Annotated in this window: 20 protein-coding genes; 6 read left to right on the top strand and 14 right to left on the bottom strand. The window is 61.1% G+C overall.

Annotation, left to right across the window (positions count from 1 at the left end; genetic code table 11):
- Positions 1-36 precede the first annotated feature (36 nt).
- From DMZ65_RS03145 to DMZ65_RS03135, 3 genes are all read right to left on the bottom strand, one after another.
- Positions 37-918: an inositol monophosphatase family protein gene (locus DMZ65_RS03145; RefSeq protein ID WP_116597398.1), complete on the bottom strand. Its 882-nt coding sequence runs from the start codon at positions 916-918 to the stop codon at positions 37-39.
- A gap of 69 nt (positions 919-987) precedes the next feature.
- Complete coding sequence (locus tag DMZ65_RS03140) at positions 988-3516, bottom strand: ABC transporter permease (RefSeq protein ID WP_116597397.1); 2529 nt, start codon at positions 3514-3516, stop codon at positions 988-990.
- The gene (locus DMZ65_RS03135; protein ID WP_116597396.1) at positions 3513-4217 is read right to left on the bottom strand and encodes an ABC transporter ATP-binding protein; all 705 of its coding nucleotides are present in this window, start codon (positions 4215-4217) and stop codon (positions 3513-3515) included. The genes DMZ65_RS03140 and DMZ65_RS03135 overlap by 4 nt, the downstream gene beginning before the upstream one ends.
- A 54-nt stretch (positions 4218-4271) precedes the next feature.
- Between DMZ65_RS03135 and DMZ65_RS03130 the strand changes: the two genes are divergently transcribed.
- Positions 4272-4907: an arylesterase gene (locus tag DMZ65_RS03130; protein WP_232824864.1), complete on the top strand. Its 636-nt coding sequence runs from the start codon at positions 4272-4274 to the stop codon at positions 4905-4907.
- 151 nt (positions 4908-5058) lie between these two features.
- Here DMZ65_RS03130 and DMZ65_RS03125 read toward each other — a convergent pair whose 3' ends face one another.
- The 4 genes from DMZ65_RS03125 to DMZ65_RS03110 form a co-directional block, all read right to left on the bottom strand.
- Positions 5059-5265, bottom strand: a complete 207-nt coding sequence (locus DMZ65_RS03125; protein ID WP_084352686.1) for a cold-shock protein — start codon at positions 5263-5265, stop codon at positions 5059-5061.
- Between the two features lie 200 nt (positions 5266-5465).
- Positions 5466-5642 (bottom strand): hypothetical protein, encoded by a 177-nt coding sequence (locus DMZ65_RS03120; protein ID WP_157960545.1) that lies wholly within the window; start codon positions 5640-5642, stop codon positions 5466-5468.
- An 88-nt stretch (positions 5643-5730) separates the two neighbouring features.
- A complete protein-coding gene (locus DMZ65_RS03115; RefSeq protein WP_116597393.1) occupies positions 5731-6873 on the bottom strand; it encodes an NAD(P)/FAD-dependent oxidoreductase in 1143 nt (380 codons plus the stop codon).
- Positions 6874-6900: 27 nt separating this feature from the next.
- Complete coding sequence (locus tag DMZ65_RS03110; RefSeq protein ID WP_116597600.1) at positions 6901-7458, bottom strand: L,D-transpeptidase; 558 nt, start codon at positions 7456-7458, stop codon at positions 6901-6903.
- Positions 7459-7701: 243 nt separating this feature from the next.
- Here DMZ65_RS03110 and DMZ65_RS03105 point away from each other — a divergent pair, with 243 nt between their 5' ends.
- On the top strand, positions 7702-8178 hold the full coding sequence (locus DMZ65_RS03105; RefSeq protein ID WP_116597392.1) for a DUF2938 domain-containing protein: 477 nt from the start codon (positions 7702-7704) through the stop codon (positions 8176-8178).
- Between the two features lie 53 nt (positions 8179-8231).
- Here DMZ65_RS03105 and DMZ65_RS03100 read toward each other — a convergent pair whose 3' ends face one another.
- Positions 8232-8438, bottom strand: coding sequence for a cold-shock protein (locus DMZ65_RS03100; protein ID WP_084352683.1), 207 nt, complete (start codon positions 8436-8438; stop codon positions 8232-8234).
- A 633-nt stretch (positions 8439-9071) separates the two neighbouring features.
- Between DMZ65_RS03100 and DMZ65_RS03095 the strand changes: the two genes are divergently transcribed.
- A complete protein-coding gene (locus DMZ65_RS03095; protein ID WP_116597599.1) occupies positions 9072-9449 on the top strand; it encodes an acyl-CoA thioesterase in 378 nt (125 codons plus the stop codon).
- 137 nt (positions 9450-9586) lie between these two features.
- On the opposite strand, the gene DMZ65_RS03090 is transcribed toward DMZ65_RS03095, so the two are convergent.
- The 4 genes from DMZ65_RS03090 to DMZ65_RS03075 all read right to left on the bottom strand — a co-directional run bounded on the left by DMZ65_RS03090 (position 9587) and on the right by DMZ65_RS03075 (position 12905).
- On the bottom strand, positions 9587-10240 hold the full coding sequence (locus DMZ65_RS03090; protein ID WP_116597391.1) for a hypothetical protein: 654 nt from the start codon (positions 10238-10240) through the stop codon (positions 9587-9589).
- Complete coding sequence (locus DMZ65_RS03085; protein ID WP_116597390.1) at positions 10212-10616, bottom strand: glycosyltransferase family 2 protein; 405 nt, start codon at positions 10614-10616, stop codon at positions 10212-10214. The genes DMZ65_RS03090 and DMZ65_RS03085 overlap by 29 nt, the downstream gene beginning before the upstream one ends.
- A 3-nt stretch (positions 10617-10619) precedes the next feature.
- Positions 10620-12188, bottom strand: a complete 1569-nt coding sequence (guaA, locus tag DMZ65_RS03080) for a glutamine-hydrolyzing GMP synthase (RefSeq protein ID WP_116597389.1) — start codon at positions 12186-12188, stop codon at positions 10620-10622.
- Positions 12189-12269: 81 nt separating this feature from the next.
- Complete coding sequence (locus DMZ65_RS03075; RefSeq protein ID WP_116597388.1) at positions 12270-12905, bottom strand: DUF2270 domain-containing protein; 636 nt, start codon at positions 12903-12905, stop codon at positions 12270-12272.
- A 281-nt stretch (positions 12906-13186) separates the two neighbouring features.
- Here DMZ65_RS03075 and DMZ65_RS03070 point away from each other — a divergent pair, with 281 nt between their 5' ends.
- The gene (locus DMZ65_RS03070) at positions 13187-14731 is read left to right on the top strand and encodes a trimethylamine methyltransferase family protein (RefSeq protein WP_116597387.1); all 1545 of its coding nucleotides are present in this window, start codon (positions 13187-13189) and stop codon (positions 14729-14731) included.
- A 7-nt stretch (positions 14732-14738) separates the two neighbouring features.
- Here DMZ65_RS03070 and DMZ65_RS03065 read toward each other — a convergent pair whose 3' ends face one another.
- On the bottom strand, positions 14739-15029 hold the full coding sequence (locus DMZ65_RS03065; protein WP_116597598.1) for a DUF6477 family protein: 291 nt from the start codon (positions 15027-15029) through the stop codon (positions 14739-14741).
- A 245-nt stretch (positions 15030-15274) separates the two neighbouring features.
- Between DMZ65_RS03065 and DMZ65_RS03060 the strand changes: the two genes are divergently transcribed.
- Complete coding sequence (locus tag DMZ65_RS03060; protein WP_116597597.1) at positions 15275-16390, top strand: DUF6456 domain-containing protein; 1116 nt, start codon at positions 15275-15277, stop codon at positions 16388-16390.
- An 83-nt stretch (positions 16391-16473) separates the two neighbouring features.
- Here DMZ65_RS03060 and DMZ65_RS03055 read toward each other — a convergent pair whose 3' ends face one another.
- Positions 16474-17025 (bottom strand): peroxiredoxin, encoded by a 552-nt coding sequence (locus DMZ65_RS03055; RefSeq protein ID WP_116597386.1) that lies wholly within the window; start codon positions 17023-17025, stop codon positions 16474-16476.
- 322 nt (positions 17026-17347) lie between these two features.
- Here DMZ65_RS03055 and lipA point away from each other — a divergent pair, with 322 nt between their 5' ends.
- Positions 17348-18298 carry a lipoyl synthase gene (lipA, locus tag DMZ65_RS03050; RefSeq protein WP_116597385.1) on the top strand — a complete coding sequence of 317 codons (951 nt, stop codon included), beginning with the start codon at positions 17348-17350 and terminating at the stop codon, positions 18296-18298.
- Positions 18299-18369 lie beyond the last annotated feature (71 nt).

Raw genomic sequence — 18369 nt, 5'->3', positions numbered from 1 at the left:
CGCAAGGCCCCGGATCAAGTCCGGGGCGCGTCGTGCTCAGGTCTTCTGGGGCGCTTCGTCGATCAGAAACGCAAATCGGTCGCGCAGGCGGCCCCAGGTCGCCGCATCGGGCGCGGCCAGAAGATAGCCGTTGCGCCGACCAGCTGTGTATTCGGAGCCGTCCAGCAGCGCCACATGCCCGCCGGCCTGACGGCAGATGATCACCCCGGCGGCGTGATCCCAGGGTGTCAGATGCCCGGTCACAAGGAAATCCATCTTGCCCTGCGCGAGCATACGGAATTCGTGGCAGGCGCAGCGGATGTTCTGAATGCGCACGAAATCGGGGAAGGTCGCGGCCATGGCGGCGCGCTTGTCCTTGGGCAGCAGGGCCAGCGGCAAATAGCCCGACAGCCCCTCGACCGGGCCGCCCTGCGAGACATGGATGCGGGCCGCGGGGCGGCTCTTGCGAACAAACTCAGCCGGCGATTCCTCATCCGCGATCACCCAATCGTCCAGGATCGGGTCGTAGAGCAGGCCAAAGACCGGACGGCCGAACCGTGTGACCGATACGATCACACCGAACACGGCCAGCCCGTTAGCAAAGTTCCAGGTGCCATCGACGGGATCGATGATGAAAGCCAGTTCCGCACCGTCAACCTCGTCCCAGAGGTCGGGCTGCTTGGCCACGCTTTCTTCGCCAACGATCAGCGCGCCCGGAAAAGCGCGCGCCAGTCCGCGCGCGATCATCGCCTCGGCGCTGCGGTCCGCTTCTGTCACCAGATCGTCGGGGCCGGACTTGATGTCGATCTCGTCGCCCCGCAAGGCCCGGAAACGCGGCAGGATTTCCGTCTTGGACGCGCGGCGCACGAGGTTCACAAGCTGGGTGCGCTGCGCGCGGGTCAGTGGCGCGGTGATCGGCATGGGCAGGGTCTGTGTCATCTATTCATCCCGAGGCTGAGGTGACGTTAGCGTGTCACATGCCAGCCTGAAGCGCCGGGATCAAGGTGACTATTCGCGCGACCTGAGAACCCGCGCCGGGCTGGCGGCCATTGGGCGCAGCGCAAAGACCAGCCCGGACACAAGGGTCAGCGCCCCGCCGCCAATGACGATTGTCAGGGCATTTCCGGGCAGGAAGGTGAAATCCGTCTCCATCACGAAGGTCAGCACACCCCAGGCCCCCAATCCACCCGCAATGACAGCGACAATCCCCGCGCCCGCCCCCAGAAGGGCAGACCGCAGGGCAAAGCTGCGCAGGATGCGGCCCCGGCTGGCGCCCAATGTCTTCAGCAGGGCAGCCTCGAAACTGCGGGCGCGCTCGCCCGCCGCTGCGGCACCGATCAGGACCAGCAGGCCCGTCAGCAACGTCGCCGCCGCCCCCCAGCGCGTGGCATTGGCAATCGCGATCAGCAGCGTGCCAACCTGATCAATCGCGTCGCGCACCCTTATCGCGGTGATATTGGGATAGGCCTGTGCCAGATCGCGCAGGATCGGTGTCTCGGCGGCTTCCTCGGCATAGACGGTCGAGATAAAACTGTGCGGCGCGCCTTGCAGGGCGGCCGGGTTCAGCGTCATCACGAACCCGATGCCCATGGTCGAAAAATCGACCTCGCGGAAGCTGGCAATCGTGGCGTCGATGTCGCGGCCAAGCACGTTGACGGTGATCGTATCCCCCAGATTCAGACCGATTTCCTCGGCCTCTTCGGCGGCAAAGCTGACCAGCGGCGGGCCGTCATAATCCGGTGCCCACCATTCTCCTGCCGTCAGGGTCGTGTTGTCGGGCAGGTCTTGCGCATATGTCAGCCCGCGATCGCCGCGCACAACCCAATGGTTCCCGGCCACGTCGCGCGCAGGCTGTCCGTTGATCCGGGTCAGCACGCCGCGCAGCATCGGCGCGGTTGCGACACGCGATACGGCGGGATCATTTTCGACCCGGTCCAGAAAGCCCGGCATCTGATCCTGCTGGATGTCGACAAAGAAGTAGGACGGAGCGATCTCGGGCAACTCTCCGTCGATGGCGTTGCGCAGGTTGCCGTCGATCTGTCCGACGGCTGCCAGCACCGACAGGCCCAGCCCCAGCGAGATCATGACAGAGGCTGCGGCCTCTCCCGGACCGCCAATCGCCGACAGCGCCCATCGCAGCACCGGGCGGCCACGGGAAAGCGCGCCGGACGCACGCGCAAGGTGCCGCACGCCCTGTGCGGCCAGTGCCAGCACCAAAAGCGCGCCCATGATACCCGCCGCCGTCCACAGCGTCAGGAAGGCATTGCCGGAAAATGCGACAGCCGTGCCCAGAAGCACCGCCAGCAGCAGGGCGGTGGCCAGCAGATAGCGCGGACGCGGCAGCAGTTTGGCCTGTCCCAACGCATCGCGGAACAGCGTGGCGGCGCGCACATCTTCGGTCCGCGCCAGCGGCCAGAGGGTGAACAGCAACGCCGTCAACATGCCGTAGATCGCGGCCTCGACCAGCGGCGACAGATGCAGCGAGAAATCGGCAGGCACCGGCAGGGAGGCCGATATGATCGGTGCCAGCAGCAGCGGCAGGCTTGCGCCCAGCACCAGCCCGATGGCAATGCCCAGCAGGCTGAGCGCGCCGATTTGCAGGAAATAGGTCTGAAAGATCACCGCCCGGCCTGCGCCCAGCGTGCGCAGCGTGGCAATCACGCCGGTCTTGGCCGACAGATAGGACCGCACGGCGGCAGAGACGCCAACGCCGCCCACAGCCAGCCCCGAAAGCCCGACAAGCACCAGAAACGCGCCCAGACGGTCGACGAAACGCGCCACGCCCGGCGCGCCGTTGCGGGCATCGCGCCAGCGCAGGCCGCTATCCGCGAACCGCTGCTGCGCGGCTTGCTTCAAACTGTCCAAATCGCTGCCGGGGGGCAGGATCAGGCGGTAATTGGTCTCGAACAGCGTACCGGGGGCGAGCAGACCGGAGGTTTCCAGCGCCTCTGCCCGGACGATGGTGCGGGGCCCAAGGCTGAAGCCCGCGCTGCCTGCGTCAGGCTCGACTGTCAGAAGCGCCGACAGGGTAAAGGCCTGCGTGCCAAGCCGGAAACTGTCGCCCGCCTCCAGCCCCAGACGCGCGGCCAGCACCGGTGCCATGACCGCGCCGGGATTTGCCCCGTCGCCGTCCAAAGCATCCGCCAAGGGCATGGCAGGGTCCAGTTCTGGCGTGCCAAGCAGCGGATAGGCGTTGTCAATGGCCTTGACCTGCGTCAGCGCGCGCTCGTCCTCGTCTGGCCCCGCAACCACAGCCATCGACCGAAACTCGATCACCTTGGACCGATCGGTAGAAATGTCGCGCATCCAGGCCAGTTCTGCCGGGTTGGCATCGCGGTAGGTCAGCCGCAGTTCGGCGTCGCCGCCCAGAATGACGGCACCCTGTTCCGACAGACCCGCCTGTATCGCGGCACGGACAGATCCGACGGCCGCGATGGCCGCGACCCCCAGCGCAAGACAGGCAAGGAAAACGCGAAACCCGCGCAAACCGCCGCGCAATTCCCGCGCGGCTAGACGAAACGCGACCGGCATTCTCATTCGGCAGCGGCCTGTGCGGCGTCATGAGCAGGGTCCGCAATGCGTCCGTCATGCAGACGGATCACCCGGTTACAGCGCGCCGCCAATGCGTTCGAATGGGTCACAAGCACCAGCGTCGCACCATGGCGGTCGCGCAAATCGAACAGCAGCTCGATGATCGCATCGCCGTTGGCGGCGTCCAGATTGCCGGTGGGCTCATCGGCCAACAGCAGGCGCGGTCGCGGGGCAGAAGCGCGCGCAAGCGCCACACGCTGTTGCTCGCCCCCAGACAGTTGCGCCGGGTAATGATCCGCACGGTGCCCCAGACCCACGGCCTCCAACTCTGTCGCGGCGCGGTCGAACGCGTCCTTGTGGCCTGCCAGCTCCAACGGGGTGGCGACGTTTTCCAGTGCGGTCATCGTCGGGATCAGATGAAAGGACTGAAAGACCACGCCCATGCCGTCGCGGCGCATGCGGGCAAGCTGGTCCTCATCCATCTGGTTCAGATCCTGGCCCAGCACGGTGACGGTGCCGGCGCTGGCACGTTCCAACCCGCCCATGACCATCAGCAACGAGGATTTTCCGGATCCTGACGGGCCGACCAGCGCCAAAGTCTCGCCTTCTGACACATCCATCGAGATACCGTGAAGAATCTCGACCGGTCCGGCATTGCCCTCCAGCGCCAGCGTGACATCTTTAAGGCAGAGAATAGGTTTGGTCATTACAGAAAGGTCCAGTCCATGCAGGTACAGGCTCAATATGGTCTCTTGAAGGCGATGAGCAAGGTTGCAGTCGCAGTCTGGTTCACCTTCGCAACGGCAGCACAGGCGGCCGAGACGCAAATTCTGGCGCTTGGGGATAGTCTGACGCAAGGCTACGGGCTGATGCAGGGCGATGGATTCGTGCCGCAACTGCGCGATTGGCTGGCCGCGCGTGGCCATGACGTCGAAGTGATCAATGCGGGCGTTTCCGGCGATACGACCGCAGGGGGGCTGTCACGGGTCAACTGGTCGCTGACGCCCGAGGTGGACGGCATGATCGTGGCGCTTGGCGGCAATGATCTGCTGCGCGGGCTGCCACCAGAGGCGGCGCGCGCCAATATCAAGGGCATCCTGGACGTTGCCAAGACGCAAGGGGTGGAGGTGCTGTTGGTCGGGCTTTACGCGCCCGGCAACTTTGGTGCAGAGTATAAAGCCGCCTTTGACGCGATGTATCCGGACCTGTCAAAGCAGTATGACACGCTTTATTTTCCGGATTTCTTCGAAGGGTTGCGGCAGGCGGGGGCAACTGCGTCGAATAACGGCGCCTTCATGCAGCCCGACGGCATACATCCCAACGCGAAAGGGGTCGGGCATATCGTCAACGAGATCGGGCCAGCGGTTGAAGAACTGATTGAGCGCACCGAAAACTAGACGCCTGTGTCGTGGCCCTGTCGGAACGCCAGGGCAGGCGCGGCGGACGCCGCTGCGATACCGGAAAGTCCGGGAAACGCTGTGCCCCTGAAACAATAATCCCGGGCGGCGGGGCCGTCCGGGGCGGATCTTGCGGCTATCAGGTGGCGGGTTATGCCAGCGAGATGTTCACAGCCGATTCACGACCGTCACGGCCAGGTTCGATATCAAAAGTCACCTTCTGGTTGTCTGCAAGGCCGGTCAGTCCGGACCGCTCGACCGCGGAAATGTGAACAAAAACGTCCTTGCTGCCGCCATCGGGCGCAATGAAACCGTAACCTTTGGTAGTGTTGAACCATTTGACGGTGCCAGTTGCCATCGTCGTATCTCCTGTCAAAGTCCTGCCCGCGGAACTGCGGCAGTTTGGCTAGTCAGTGCAGAATCGAGAACTGAGCCATTTAACAGCAACAGTGGGTCGATAGTGGTAACGTCGCGACACTATCTTTTCCTCATCTTTCGGCAGTTTTCAAGAAGTTTTACGCAAACTCGATGGCCGAGAAGCCGAAGGCAAACTTGTGCCTATCGTTTGGAGTCCGGCGACAGCACCATCGCGGCCACGCAAATCCCGAGAGACAAGATGCTACCAATCAGATAGACCAGAAACGCATAGGAAAGTGACCATTCGAAGAATGCCCATCCAGTACAAGCGGTGATGAAACCGGCAAGACTACCAAATATAAGCGCGACGATTGCCAACACTTTCTCCAAATAGAATCAGGTGCGTTTCTTTCCTCGAAAATCTTATTACCTGAAAATGGGGCAGAAGTAAGACAAAAATTCGCCCTTAGCGTGTATTGGCAATAGTGCGCCAAAAATACCTCGGTAGACGACGTGAAATTGACCGGCTGAGTCCCGAATATTCGGTCTCTCCGGCCAATAGGCGCAGATATTCGTGGCGCAAGTGAGTGGAACGCGCAAAGCTGTTTATAAAGACCCGCCGGAAAATCGGGCGAAACATCAACTGGCGCAGAAAACGTGCCTGTCCTATGGCTTTCGTGATGGTGCGTAGATCTTGCCGATACTGCGTCAGGGCAGTTTCTGGCGTCCCGTTGGCAAGCGCTTGAATGCTGGCCAGAGCGGCCATTTGCCCGCTTTTCATCGCATAAGCAATGCCTTCCCCGGTGATCGGATCAACCAGCCCAGCCGCGTCACCAGCCAGAAGAACCCGACCTTTACCGGGCTGTTTGCGGGCGTGACCAAAGGGCAGGAACTGCCCTTTTACGCTGCTGTGGCTCTCAATTCCGGTTGTCGCCAAATAGCCGTCAAGCAAGGCTTTGAGGTCGGGATTTCGGCGCAACAGGCCCCCCACGCCCACGGTCACGCCATGTGGCTTGGGAAAGGCCCATCCATATCCCCAATCGGCCGCGCCGAAATCGATTCTGATGGGCAATGTGCAGGGCGAGGTCTGGCATTCCACCTCCAGCGCAAACCCGATGTCACGGCGGTTGAAGGCTGTGCCGAACAGGGACCGGGCTGTCGGGCTGTTGACGCCATCCGCCCCGATCACAACCGGTGCTTTCAACGACGTGCCGTCGACCAGGGTGACCGCGCCATCCGGCGTCAGCGATTGCATGGCTCTGCCGGTGAAATCCTCGGCTCCGGCCGCGATTGCCCTTGCGCATAGCTCTGCGTCCAGCGAGCGGCGCATGGCAAGATAGAGGGGCGGACAGTCCTGAAACGTGCCAAGGTGCTGCCCAAACGCGTAAAACGCCATTTCGGTGCGGCAAAGCATCGGTGCGTCGGGGCGGGGGGCGTCGAAAATCTGTTGAAAAGAGCTTAGGCTGCGGCCGGTAAAGCCGCCTCCGCAAAGCTTGTCACGCGGAAACCGGGCCTTGTCCACAAGCGCCGTGCGCAGGCCTGCGCGCGCTGCCGTCACGGCGGCGGAAGCCCCGGCTGGCCCGCCGCCGATGACGATGACATCATGCATGTGTCCGGCCGCAGCCGTGCACCGAACCTAAAGGACCGTCACCTTGGTGCCAATGGGAACGCGCTGATACAGATCGATGACATGCTCGTTGATCATGCGGATACAGCCATTCGAGACCGACTGCCCGATAGACCGCGGCGACGTCGTGCCATGAATGCGGAAAAAGGTGTCCCGGCCATTCTGGAACAGATAAAGCGCACGCGCGCCAAGCGGATTTCCCGGACCGCCGGGCTGGACGTAATCATTGTCCTTGAACTTGGCATATGTCTTTGGTTCACGCTCGATCATCTCGTTTGTCGGGCGCCAGGTGGGCCATTCCTTCTTGACGTCGATCGAGGCCGTGCCGGTAAATTCCAGCCCCGCCTTGCCAACGCCGACACCGTAACGCAGTGCGCGGCCCGGCTCTGTGACATAGTACAGGAAATGGGCGCGCGGGACGATCAGGATCTGTTGCGGTTGCAGCGTCTGTTTGATGCGCACGGATTGTGGAAGGTAAATCGGGTCGAGTTGGAAGTTCTGTTGCGCCAGCCCCGGGGTGGCAAGGGCGGCAGCACCCGTCGCGAGAAGTGTTCTTCTGGAAATCATGGTCGTGCTCATACTCTCATCTGGACAGCGTATTTTCGCATTATTGAGGGAAAAAGCAACGTGAAGGCGAAAATGTTCCGGTATTTCATGGAATTGTTACCCGTCAATGTTGCCGGCTTGCACCGCGAAAGCAGGGCTGGGGCGTCGTGTCAGAAGGTCAGGGAGCCGGGACGATGACGACGCGTATTGTGCTGCCGCCAATCCTGGGGCATCTCGATCTGGCGGATAGGCAAGAGGGCAGTCATGGAATTGATAGCAACCGGCGCTTTGATGGGGCTGGGCGGCACCGTCGCAATGGATATCTGGGCGGAGGTGCTGCACCGCGCTGCCGGACAACCAAAGCCCAACTGGGCGAATGTCGGCCGGTGGTCAGGTCACACCCTGCGCGGCAAACTCTTTCACGACAGCATTGCAGAGGCCGCGCCGGTCGCGTCGGAAGCAGCGCTCGGATGGGGGGTGCATTACGGCGTGGGTGTGCTTTACGGGGTGATGTTCGTGCTGATCGCCGGGGCCGGCTGGGTGGCCGCGCCGACATTCCTGCCGGTGTGGATCTTTGCGCTGATCACGATTGCGGCGGGGTGGTTCCTGCTCCAGCCCGGAATGGGGTTGGGCTGGGCGGCGTCGCGAACAGCAGCACCCTGGAAGGTGCGGATCATGGGGCTGATCGCCCATACGATTTTTGGTTCGGGAATGTATCTCACGGCGATCTTGCTGTCATAGCTGACGCGGTGAGGGGGGATGGGATGGGCCGGTGGCCCACCCCGCAAGCGGTCTTAGACCAGCTCGATGTTCGACGCGCTTTCGCGGCCGTCACGGCCGGATTCCAGCTCGTACTCAACTTTCTGGTTGTCGGCCAGGCCGGTCAGGCCCGAACGCTCAACAGCGGAGATATGGACGAAAACGTCCTTGCCGCCTGCGTCAGGTGCGATGAAGCCGAAGCCTTTTGTGGTGTTGAACCATTTCACGGTGCCAGTAGCCATATCCGTGGTCTCCTAATCATTTGCTGCCCACTTTATTGCGGCAGCCCGGCGCGGTCGGTCTTGATCGAGGAACTGAGCGCCGTGTAAGGGAGACAGTAGAGCGATAGAGAATAACGTAGCGAAGCCGCGTATGGCAGGCTTTGTGAGTCGTGGCAAGGACGGAGTTTGCCTTGCAAGGTTTCGTGGCGAAAACTTGTTTATTATCAAGTAGTTAAATTATTCTGCATATAGGTTCTGACCGTTTGGAAACCACTTTATCAGGGTTGCGCAAATGTGGGTTTCACCGCGCGGTGGGCCATTCAGGGGGCGCAAAGACGGGCTGTATAAACGGTTTCGCGCGGGGCAGTCTCAGATCGCGGCCCAGTCAGTGAAACGGAAAGGTTTCGGCGGCTGCGGCGCATTTTTGGGTTGCCTGGATGTATCGGGGGCGGGTTGGTCATGCTTGGTTGTCATGGGATCTTTCCTCCTGATCCCATCATGCCTGATCGCGGGGCTGTGCCACAGTCAGGTATTCCGGACCGGGTTTTGCCTCCGGCCGCGAGGCCGTTCCGCACCGGCGGGGAAATCCCCGTCCCATGCAGGGTTGGCGCGGGGCCGCACAGTGATATGGTGGTGGCAATCAGGGAGATTGCGATGAACAAGCCCCCCAAAAGCGACGTCACCTTGCGCACGCTGGCAATGCCCGCGGATACAAATGTATCGGGCGATATTTTTGGTGGCTGGGTGCTGAGCCAGATGGACATGGCGGCGGGCATCGTCGCGGGCGAGCGTGCCGAGGGACGTGTCGCCACCGTGGCCGTGGACGCGATGAAGTTCCTTCGCCCGGTCAAGGTGGGGGACGTCTTGTGCGTCTATTGCGAGATCAAGCGCGTCGGGCGCACATCCATGGCCGTAGATGTCGAGGCCTGGGTCCGCCGGGGGTTCGCCACGGGCCGCGAAAAGGTGACCGAGGCGATTTTTACGTTTGTGGCGATTGATGAGGAAGGCAAGCCTCGGGAGGTGCCGGGCTAGGGTGGTTTTCCCGCGTATTCGACGGGAAGGTGCATCGAAAGCCGCCGATCGGATCGAAATCCGAGGGTAAGGCTGCAACCAACCCTTGTCCGGAGGGAACGCTTGGAAGAGATGCCGGAACGCCGCTCGGTCACGGGTCAAGTCAGACCACGCGCATTTCTGGTCGCGGCGAGATCTGTGTGGCCGGTATATTCTTTCGAGACATCGCCCAGAAAGCTGCCTTTGGCGTCGTTCATCGTGCTGAGCAGCCGGTCGATCGTGAAATAATCCGAGTTGTTCTTGGAATAGCCGCCGCTCTGCATGGCCCAGACAACTTTGGCTTGCAGCGCGGGCGTGTAGCGGTAGTGAAGCAGCGGTATCAGAACCTTATGGCTGAGGCTGAGCGTCGTTTCATGCGATGAAAGATACCACGCGCCGCGTCGCCATTTTTGCAGGAGCGGCTTTACGAACCGCCCGGCGGGGGATTTGCGGGCCCCCAGAACGCGCAGTTTCCAGATCTCGAACGCGGAAAACTGACGTGCGTTTGGCAGGTAGGCGCGGTTGAGCCTGGACCGCGCGCCCGCATAGTGATGTCGTGGCGGCCCGTTGCGCCGCAACGAAAAATGCCGCACCCCGTCGAAAAACCACCGCCCGTTGCGCGGGTCATCGGCGGCAGGCGAGTCCTGTGAAAGATCGTCGAAATGGGCGGGGTAGAGGTCGATCATGCCGCCCCAAGCCCCGGCTGCGCCATTCCGGTCAAGCCGTTCGGCCAGATCATCCAGCTTAACGCCAGGGGGCAGTGATGCAAACATCGTCGATGTCGCATTGGATCATCCACCTGCCGTCGCAAAGCCAGTTCGCCAGCGCGGTGCGCCACAGGTGAATCTGGCGATAGCCTGACACGCTGCGCACCGTTGGCGGGCGTTCGGTGTCGGCCACGCTGTCGCCGTAGCGCCGCGTGCTTTCCAGCACCATGACATCGGGTTGATCGTCAAGCAGATCGCGGCTGGTGTCATCCGACCGATCATCAAGCAGCACGAATCTGGACACGCCCAGCCCACGGTAGTGATCCAGAAAGGCAGGAAGCAGGTAGCTTTCGTTCCGGAAAACCGCGATCAGCGTCAGCCCGTCCCGATCAACCAGCGACCTGCCAGCGATCCGCACATCGTTGGGAAGGGGCGCATACATGGTTCATTCCCACTCGATCGTGCCCGGAGGTTTCGAGGTCACGTCATAGGTGACGCGGTTGATGCCTTTGACCTCGTTGATGATCCGCGTGGCCGTCTCGCCCAGAAATTCATGGGTGAAGGGATAGTAATCGGCGGTCATCCCGTCGACAGAGTTCACCGCACGCAGCGCGCAGGCGAAATCATAGGTCCGCCCGTCGCCCATTACGCCGACGGTGCGGACGGGCAGAATGGCCACGAAAGCCTGCCAGATCTCGTCATACAGACCGTGCTTGCGAATCTGGTCGATATAGACCGCATCGGCCTTGCGCAGGATCTCCAGCTTCTCGCGGGTGATCTCTCCGGGGCAGCGGATCGCCAGGCCGGGGCCGGGGAAGGGGTGGCGACCGATGAAGCTTGCTGGCAGGCCAAGTTCGTGACCCAGGGCGCGGACCTCGTCCTTGAAGAGTTCGCGCAAAGGCTCGACCAGTTTCAGGCCCATCTTTTCAGGCAGGCCGCCGACATTGTGGTGGCTTTTGATAGTGACTGACGGGCCACCGCTGAACGACACCGATTCGATGACGTCAGGATAGAGCGTGCCTTGGGCAAGGAATTCCGCGCCCTCGATCCCATCGGCGTATTTCTGGAACACGTCGATGAACAGGCCGCCGATGATCTTGCGCTTGGTTTCGGGATCGGACACGCCGTCCAGCTTGCCAAGGAACAGCTCGCTTTCATCTGCGTGGATGAGCGGCAGGTTGTAATGTTCGCGGAACATGGTGACGACCTCGGTCGCCTCGTTCATGCGCAGCAACCCGTGGTCGACAAAGACGCAAGTGAGCTGATCGCCGATCGCCTCGTGCAGCAGAACGGCGGCCACGGAGCTGTCAACGCCGCCGGACAGCGCGCAGATGACTTTCGCATCGCCCACCTGCTGCTGGATCTTGCGGATCGCTTCCTCGCGGTAGGCACCCATCGTCCAGTCGCCGGTAAAGCCTGCGTCTTTCACGAAATTCTCATACAGCGTCTTGCCGTTGGGCGTGTGGTGCACCTCGGGGTGGAACTGCGCGGCGTAAAAGCGACGGTCCAGATCCGCAGTGACGGCAAAGGGGGCACCAGGCGAGGTGGCATAGACCTGAAAGCCAGGGGCGAGATCGGCGACGTGATCGCCATGGCTCATCCAGACTTGTTCGCGGCCCGATCCGTCCATGAACCAGCCTTGCAACAGGTCGATCCGGTCAGGTTCCGGGGTGACATAGGCGCGGCCAAATTCGCTGGTGCCTTCGCCGCCGATGACACGGCCGCCAAGATCCTGCATCATCACCTGCTGGCCATAGCAGATGCCAAGGATCGGCACGCCGAGGTCATAGACCGATTTCGGCGGGCGCGGGCTGCCTTCGCGGGTGACCGAATCCGGCCCGCCCGAGAAAATCACGGCCTTGGGCGCAAATTCGCGCAGAAAGGCATCGGTGACGTTCTGATAGGGGTGGATTTCGCAATAGACATTCAGCTCTCGCAGGCGGCGCGCAATCAGCTGCGTTACCTGGGATCCGAAGTCGATGATAAGGAGGCGGTCATGCGATATCTGGCTCATGCGCCAAGCTCGTAGCCCTTTGACGCAAGCGAGGCAAGAGCGTGGATCGCGGATCTTGTGATTGCGTTCAGAACCGCGCGCCTAACCCATGGAACTGGCTTGTTCGGTGCCCCGGATCGCGCCGCGCCGGCTGTCCAGCCGGGCGCTCCAAATCGCGATACCCGCCCAGGTCACGACATAGACAATGCCGGTCAATATGACCAATTCGCCGGGTAATGGACCGACATCGGCGCGTTGAATCACCTGAGATACGGACTCTGCGGGCGTTGGATGCACCACGAGTTTGCCTGTATAGGCCAGCGCCTGGATCAACAGGATCCACAGATAGTTGCGCCGGATCCGCCGACCGACGGCAACCATCGATGAGACATGATAGCGCGGGCGCAGATAGTCATTTGCCAGGACCTTCTGCCAATCCTCCTCCAGATGCAGATCCCCGTCGGCCAGCATCGGCGCGTAGAAATGCACCTCCATCCAGCGGGCACGGGCGCGCCAGACGTTGAAATAGCGATAGCGCCGGGCCTCCAGCATCAGGAACAGGATGATCAGAACGCCGACCAGAACAAGCGGCAGCGGCGATGCTTCGGGCGCGGCGTAAGAGATTGACAGCGCAACGCCCAATGTGACGACGGCCCAGTTGGTCGTGGTGTCCAGCCGGGTGCGCCAGATCGTGCTGCGATACACCTCGCCACGATAAAGATGTGCGACCGCGGTGATTTCTGACGATGTCAGGGTTTTGCGTTCCTGCGCCGGTTCCGAAATTGCTGCACCCTCCTGATTTCAAGGCATTCTGCCGCTTTTTCAGGCATGATGCAGTCTGCCTGTCGCGAGGTCAAAGAAAACCGGGCAAAGCTTGGGGGTGTGTCAGGAAAGGGGATGAATGTCGTTTTCGCCCCACAACTGCCGGAAACCGGAAAAACACTTGTGAGGCCGCGCGGTAAGACCCTTGGACAGACGGGTCCGTGTTGGGCCGGAACGGCAATTTACGAGGGCGGGATATGGTTGAAGCAGCAGGTCGCAGGCGTGCACGGGGCGGTGGCGGTGCCGCGCGCAGGGCAGAACGCACCGCCGTCAGCGTTGAAACCGCCCGCTACATCGAACGGAACATCCCGAATTTCGAGGTTCTGACCACCGAAGCCCTGGAGATCATCGAGCATAACGCCGAAACGGTGCTGGAAGAAATCGGCGTCAACTTCGTCAACAATCCCGACGCGCTGGAGCTTTGGCGCGAGGCGGGGGCCGATATTGATGGCGAACGTGTGCGCATTCCGCGTGGCCTTGCCCGTCAGCTTTGCAGCACCGCGCCGAAAAGCTACACCCAGCACGCCCGCAACCCGGAGCGTAATGTCGAGATCGGAGGCAAATCGCTGGTGCTGGCACCGGTTTACGGCCCGCCCTTCGTGCGCGATGTCGCGGGTGGTCGCCGCTATGCCACGATGGAGGATTTCCGCAAATTCGTGAAACTGGGCTACATGTCGAAATGGCTGCACCATTCCGGCGGCACGGTTTGCGAACCGACGGACATTCCCGTCAACAAGCGCCATCTGGACATGCTGCAAGCCCACATGACCCTGTCGGACAAGCCCTTCATGGGGTCCGTCACCGAACCCAGCCGCGCGCAGGATTCGGTGGAGATGTGCGAAATTCTGTTCGGCAAGGATTTCGTGCAGGAAAACACGGTGATGACCTCGCTCATCAACATCAATTCGCCGCTGACTTTCGACGATGTGATGATGGGCGCGCTGGAGGTTTATGCCCGCAACAATCAGGCCGCGATCCTGTCGCCCTTTATCGTGGGCGGGGCGATGGCACCGGTGTCGGTGGCGGGCACGCTGACGCAGGTGTTGGCCGAAGTGCTGGCGGGGATCGCCTATAGCCAGCTGATCCGCAAAGGCGCGCCGGTGATTTTCGGCGCTTTCGTGACGTCGATCGACATGAATTCCGGTGCGCCCACATTCGGCACGCCCGAGGCCAGCCACATCACCTATGGTGCCGGACAGCTTGCGCGGCGACTGGGGCTGCCATTCCGGTCTGCCGGATCGTTCTGCGGATCGAAACTGCCGGATGCGCAGGCGGCCTATGAGACGGCGAACAGCTTGAACATGGGCCTGCTGTCGGGCGTCAACTTCATGCTGCATGCCTGCGGGTGGCTTGAAGGCGGATTGGTGTCGAGCTTCGAGAAATTCGTGATGGATGCCGATCAGCTGGGCGCGCTGCACAAGTTCTCGCAGGGCGTTACTGTTGGCGAGGAAGCGCTGGCGCTGGATGCGATCCGCGAGGTCGGGCCGGGCGGACATTACCTTGGCTGCGCGCATACGCAGGCGCATTTCAAGACCGCCTTCTGGCGGTCCGAGACCTTCGATTACAAGCCGTTCGAGACCTGGGACGAAGAGGGGGCGCGCGATTCAGAAACGCTGGCCGCCTTGCGGGTCGAAAAGCTGTTGCACGATTATCAGCAGCCCGCGCTTGACCCGGCGATCAACGAGGCGCTGAACGCCTATGTCGTTGAAAAGAAGGCGTCGATGCCGGACGCCTTCATGTAGGTTCCGCTCAGGTCTGGCCGGCGCTGCGCAGCACGCTGGCCTCGCCCATCATCGCCACCAGCAATTCGACATGGCGGGCGATGGAATAGCCTGCATCATTGGCCTCGCGGCGGGCGTTCAGCTCTGCCTCTATCTCCATCAGGCGCATGAGGGCAGGCCCGGTACGCGGCAATGCGCCATATCCCAGAAGTCGTGGAAGATGCGCGGTGCGTTGGTAATCCTGCGCACCGATTCGCGCTGCCCGGATCAACAGGCGAGGGCGTTTGAGCGCGTGCAGAAGGCTGAGAATGTCTTGCATGGCGTCGGTCCTTTTCTCCAAATCCACGGAAACCATGGCACAGCTTTTTCGGGTGTTGCGAAGGGTGCGCCTTTACCGAACGCTTGGTTCAGCGGCATTTATACTTTGGAAACAATGATGGTGAATTCATGACTATGTTAACGAAGCAGCAATAAATACCCGCATAGGTTGTGAAAAATTTGACTCAAATGATCTGGATACCGGCCACGGAAATCCAGACGGGTAACGGCAATGCGAGGAAAGTCATGCGTTTGAACGTAGAGACAAGCACTGCGGACGGGTATCCCGGATGGGTTCCTGATGCCGCACGCAACTATCTGCACCATATCGAAGAGGGCATAAGCATCAGACAGCTGGCTCGGGAAACAGGGTGTCATGCCTCGACGGTTCTGCGGCAGGTCCGCAAGGTCGAGACGCTGCGCGACGACCCATTGGTCGATGCCGCCTTGCGAAAGCTTGGCCAGCATCACATCCCGAAATCGACCATCTCGTCAGACAAGGACCGTCCAAACATGAGCAATTTACCGACAGACCCCCACATGGCGCCCGACGACAAGACGCTGGAGCGCGAAGCCATGCGCATTCTGCGCCGGCTCTGTGAAACCGGGGCGGTTCTTGCGGTTGCGGCCGAGATGGACAAGGCCGTTGTCGTCCGCGACACCGGCGATGGCACATCGACCCGGACTGCGGTTGTGGATAGCGGGATCGCTCAGGCGATGGCGCTGAAGGACTGGATCATCTGCCGAGACCCTGCGCGGATCTCGCGCTACCAGATCACGGCTGCGGGGCGGGCAGAGCTGAACCGGTTGATCGCGGCCAGTGAAAATTCGGCGAGGGGGTTTGCTGAAGCGCAGGCGGGGTTTGACGGGGCACCTGTTTCGCAAGAAGCCGAAGGCGATCGCCGCAGCAAGCGTATGCGATATTCGCTGGCCGAGTCGCCGCTGACCGCGCTTGCGCGTCGGCGCGATCATGACGGGCAGCCCTTCCTGTCGGAAAAACTGGTCTCGGCCGGGGAACGGTTGCGCGAGGATTTTGAGCTTGCCCAGATGGGGCCTCGGGTCGCACAGAACTGGGACAGTTTTCTGACAGCGGGCGCGCGGGGAAGCGGCGAGGGCGCAGATCTGCGGGGATATGGTCCGACTGCGGCGCGGGACCGAGTCGCGGCCGCCCTGTCTGATCTTGGGCCGGGTCTTAGCGATGTCGTTCTGCGGTGTTGTTGCTATCTGGAAGGCATGGAATCGGCCGAAAAGCGGATGGGCTGGTCGGCGCGGTCCGGCAAGATCGTGTTGCGAATAGCGCTGCAACGGCTGCGTCGGCACTATGACGAAGTGCTGGGGGCAGGGGGTGGCCTGATCGGATAAGCGCCAAACATGCAAACGCCGCTGCTCCGATCGGGGCAGCGGCGTTTTTCGTTCTGCAACTGTTCGTATCCGGGTATTGCGGATTATTCGGCAGCGATTCCCGCCGCTTCCTTTTGAAGATATTCCAGCAGGTTTTCCGGGCTGGACACGCCGTAAGGGTCTTCGGCGTGATTGTCGGATATGCCGGGCTCTTCGAACCAGGCTTCGACCTTGCCGTCCTTGACAATCGCGGCATAGCGCCAGCTGCGCATACCGAAGCCCAGGTTGGACTTTTCGACAAGCATGCCCATCTTGCGGGTAAATTCGCCGGACCCGTCAGGGATGACCTTCACGGTTTTCAATCCCTGGTTTTCGGCCCATTTATTCATCACGAAACTGTCGTTCACCGAAAGACAGTAAATCTCGTCAATGCCGAAATCTGCGAAAGTTTCGGCGTTGTTCTCGAATCCGGGCAGTTGATAGGTCGAACATGTCGGCGTGAACGCGCCAGGCAGCGAGAAAAGCACAACGCGTTTGCCTGCAAAATAGTCGGCAGTGGTCATATCCTGCCAGCGAAACGGGTTCGGACCGTCAACCGACTCATCCCGAATGCGTGTCCGGAAGGTCACTTGCGGAAGGGGAAGGCCTGCTTTCATCGGAACTCTCCTGATCGTCCAAGTAAAGAATCAGACAAGGACTAACGCGGATCGAGGACCGACCTCAATCGAGAAATGCTGCAATCGCAGCATAGCAGGATTGCATGGCCGTCAGACCTGCGGAAAAGCGTTGAGATGCTGTGGCCAACGCGGATGCAAAACAGTGTGCAAGCGTTTTTTTTCCTTAATTCTCAACGTAAAAATGCAGGGGGCACTCGTTAAAACAAAGGCGTGACTGCATGGCAGCCATGCGGGACTGGTACTACCCCCTGCAAATACATATGCTAAGCGAAGCCCTAAACAGCTTCGCGGGGAATAAAACGTGCGAGATCTCAATATCCCAGCCGAACGGCATCCGGAAAAAGCGCATCGTCCGGATAATGCCCAGCCCAAGAAACCGTCCTGGATCCGGGTCAAGGCTCCGGGCGGCAAAGGTTATGCCGACACTCAGAAGATCATGCGCGAGCATGGGCTTGTCACTGTCTGTGAAGAGGCCGGATGTCCGAATGTAGGCGAATGCTGGTCGCAAGGTCACGCCACGATGATGATCATGGGCGAGATCTGTACCCGAGGCTGCACGTTCTGCAATATTGCCACCGGGCGACCCGATACGCTTGATGTGTTCGAGCCGGGCAAGGTCGCGGATGCCGTGCAGAAGCTGGGGTTGAATCACGTTGTCATCACCTCGGTCGATCGCGATGACCTGAAAGATGGCGGGGCAGAGCATTTCGCCCAGACGATTCGCGCCATTCGGCACCGCAGCCCCAGCACCACGATTGAAATTCTGACGCCGGATTTCCTGAAATGCGCGCCGTCGGTTCTGGAAACGGTCGTTGCCGCCAAGCCTGATGTGTTCAACCACAACCTTGAAACCGTGCCGGGCCTTTATCCCCAAGTCCGCCCCGGTGCGCGGTACTTCCATTCACTGCGGCTGTTGCAGCGGGTCAAAGAGCTTGATCCGACGATGTTCACCAAATCGGGCATCATGGTTGGTCTGGGCGAGGATCGTCAGGCGGTCTTGCAGGTGATGGACGACATGCGCGCTGCAGACATCGATTTCCTGACCATCGGGCAATATTTGCAGCCAACACCGAAACACCACGCGGTTGACCGGTTCGTGCATCCGGACGAATTTGCCGCCTACGAGAAATCCGCCTATGGCAAAGGCTTCCTGATGGTCTCGGCGACGCCGCTGACGCGGTCATCCTACCATGCGGGCGATGATTTTGCGCGGCTACAGACAGCGCGCAATGCAAAGCTGAACCGCGCCTGAGCTACGCACGGATGCAACAGAAACGGCGCCCGCGATGATCGCGGCACCGTTTTTTGTTTTGCGATGCCAGT

It is taken from the genome of Primorskyibacter marinus (assembly GCF_003313245.1).
GTDB classification, from domain to species: domain Bacteria; phylum Pseudomonadota; class Alphaproteobacteria; order Rhodobacterales; family Rhodobacteraceae; genus Primorskyibacter; species Primorskyibacter marinus.
The sequence above is the reverse complement of the archived record's forward strand: the minus strand, read 5'-3'. Positions and strand labels throughout refer to the sequence as shown.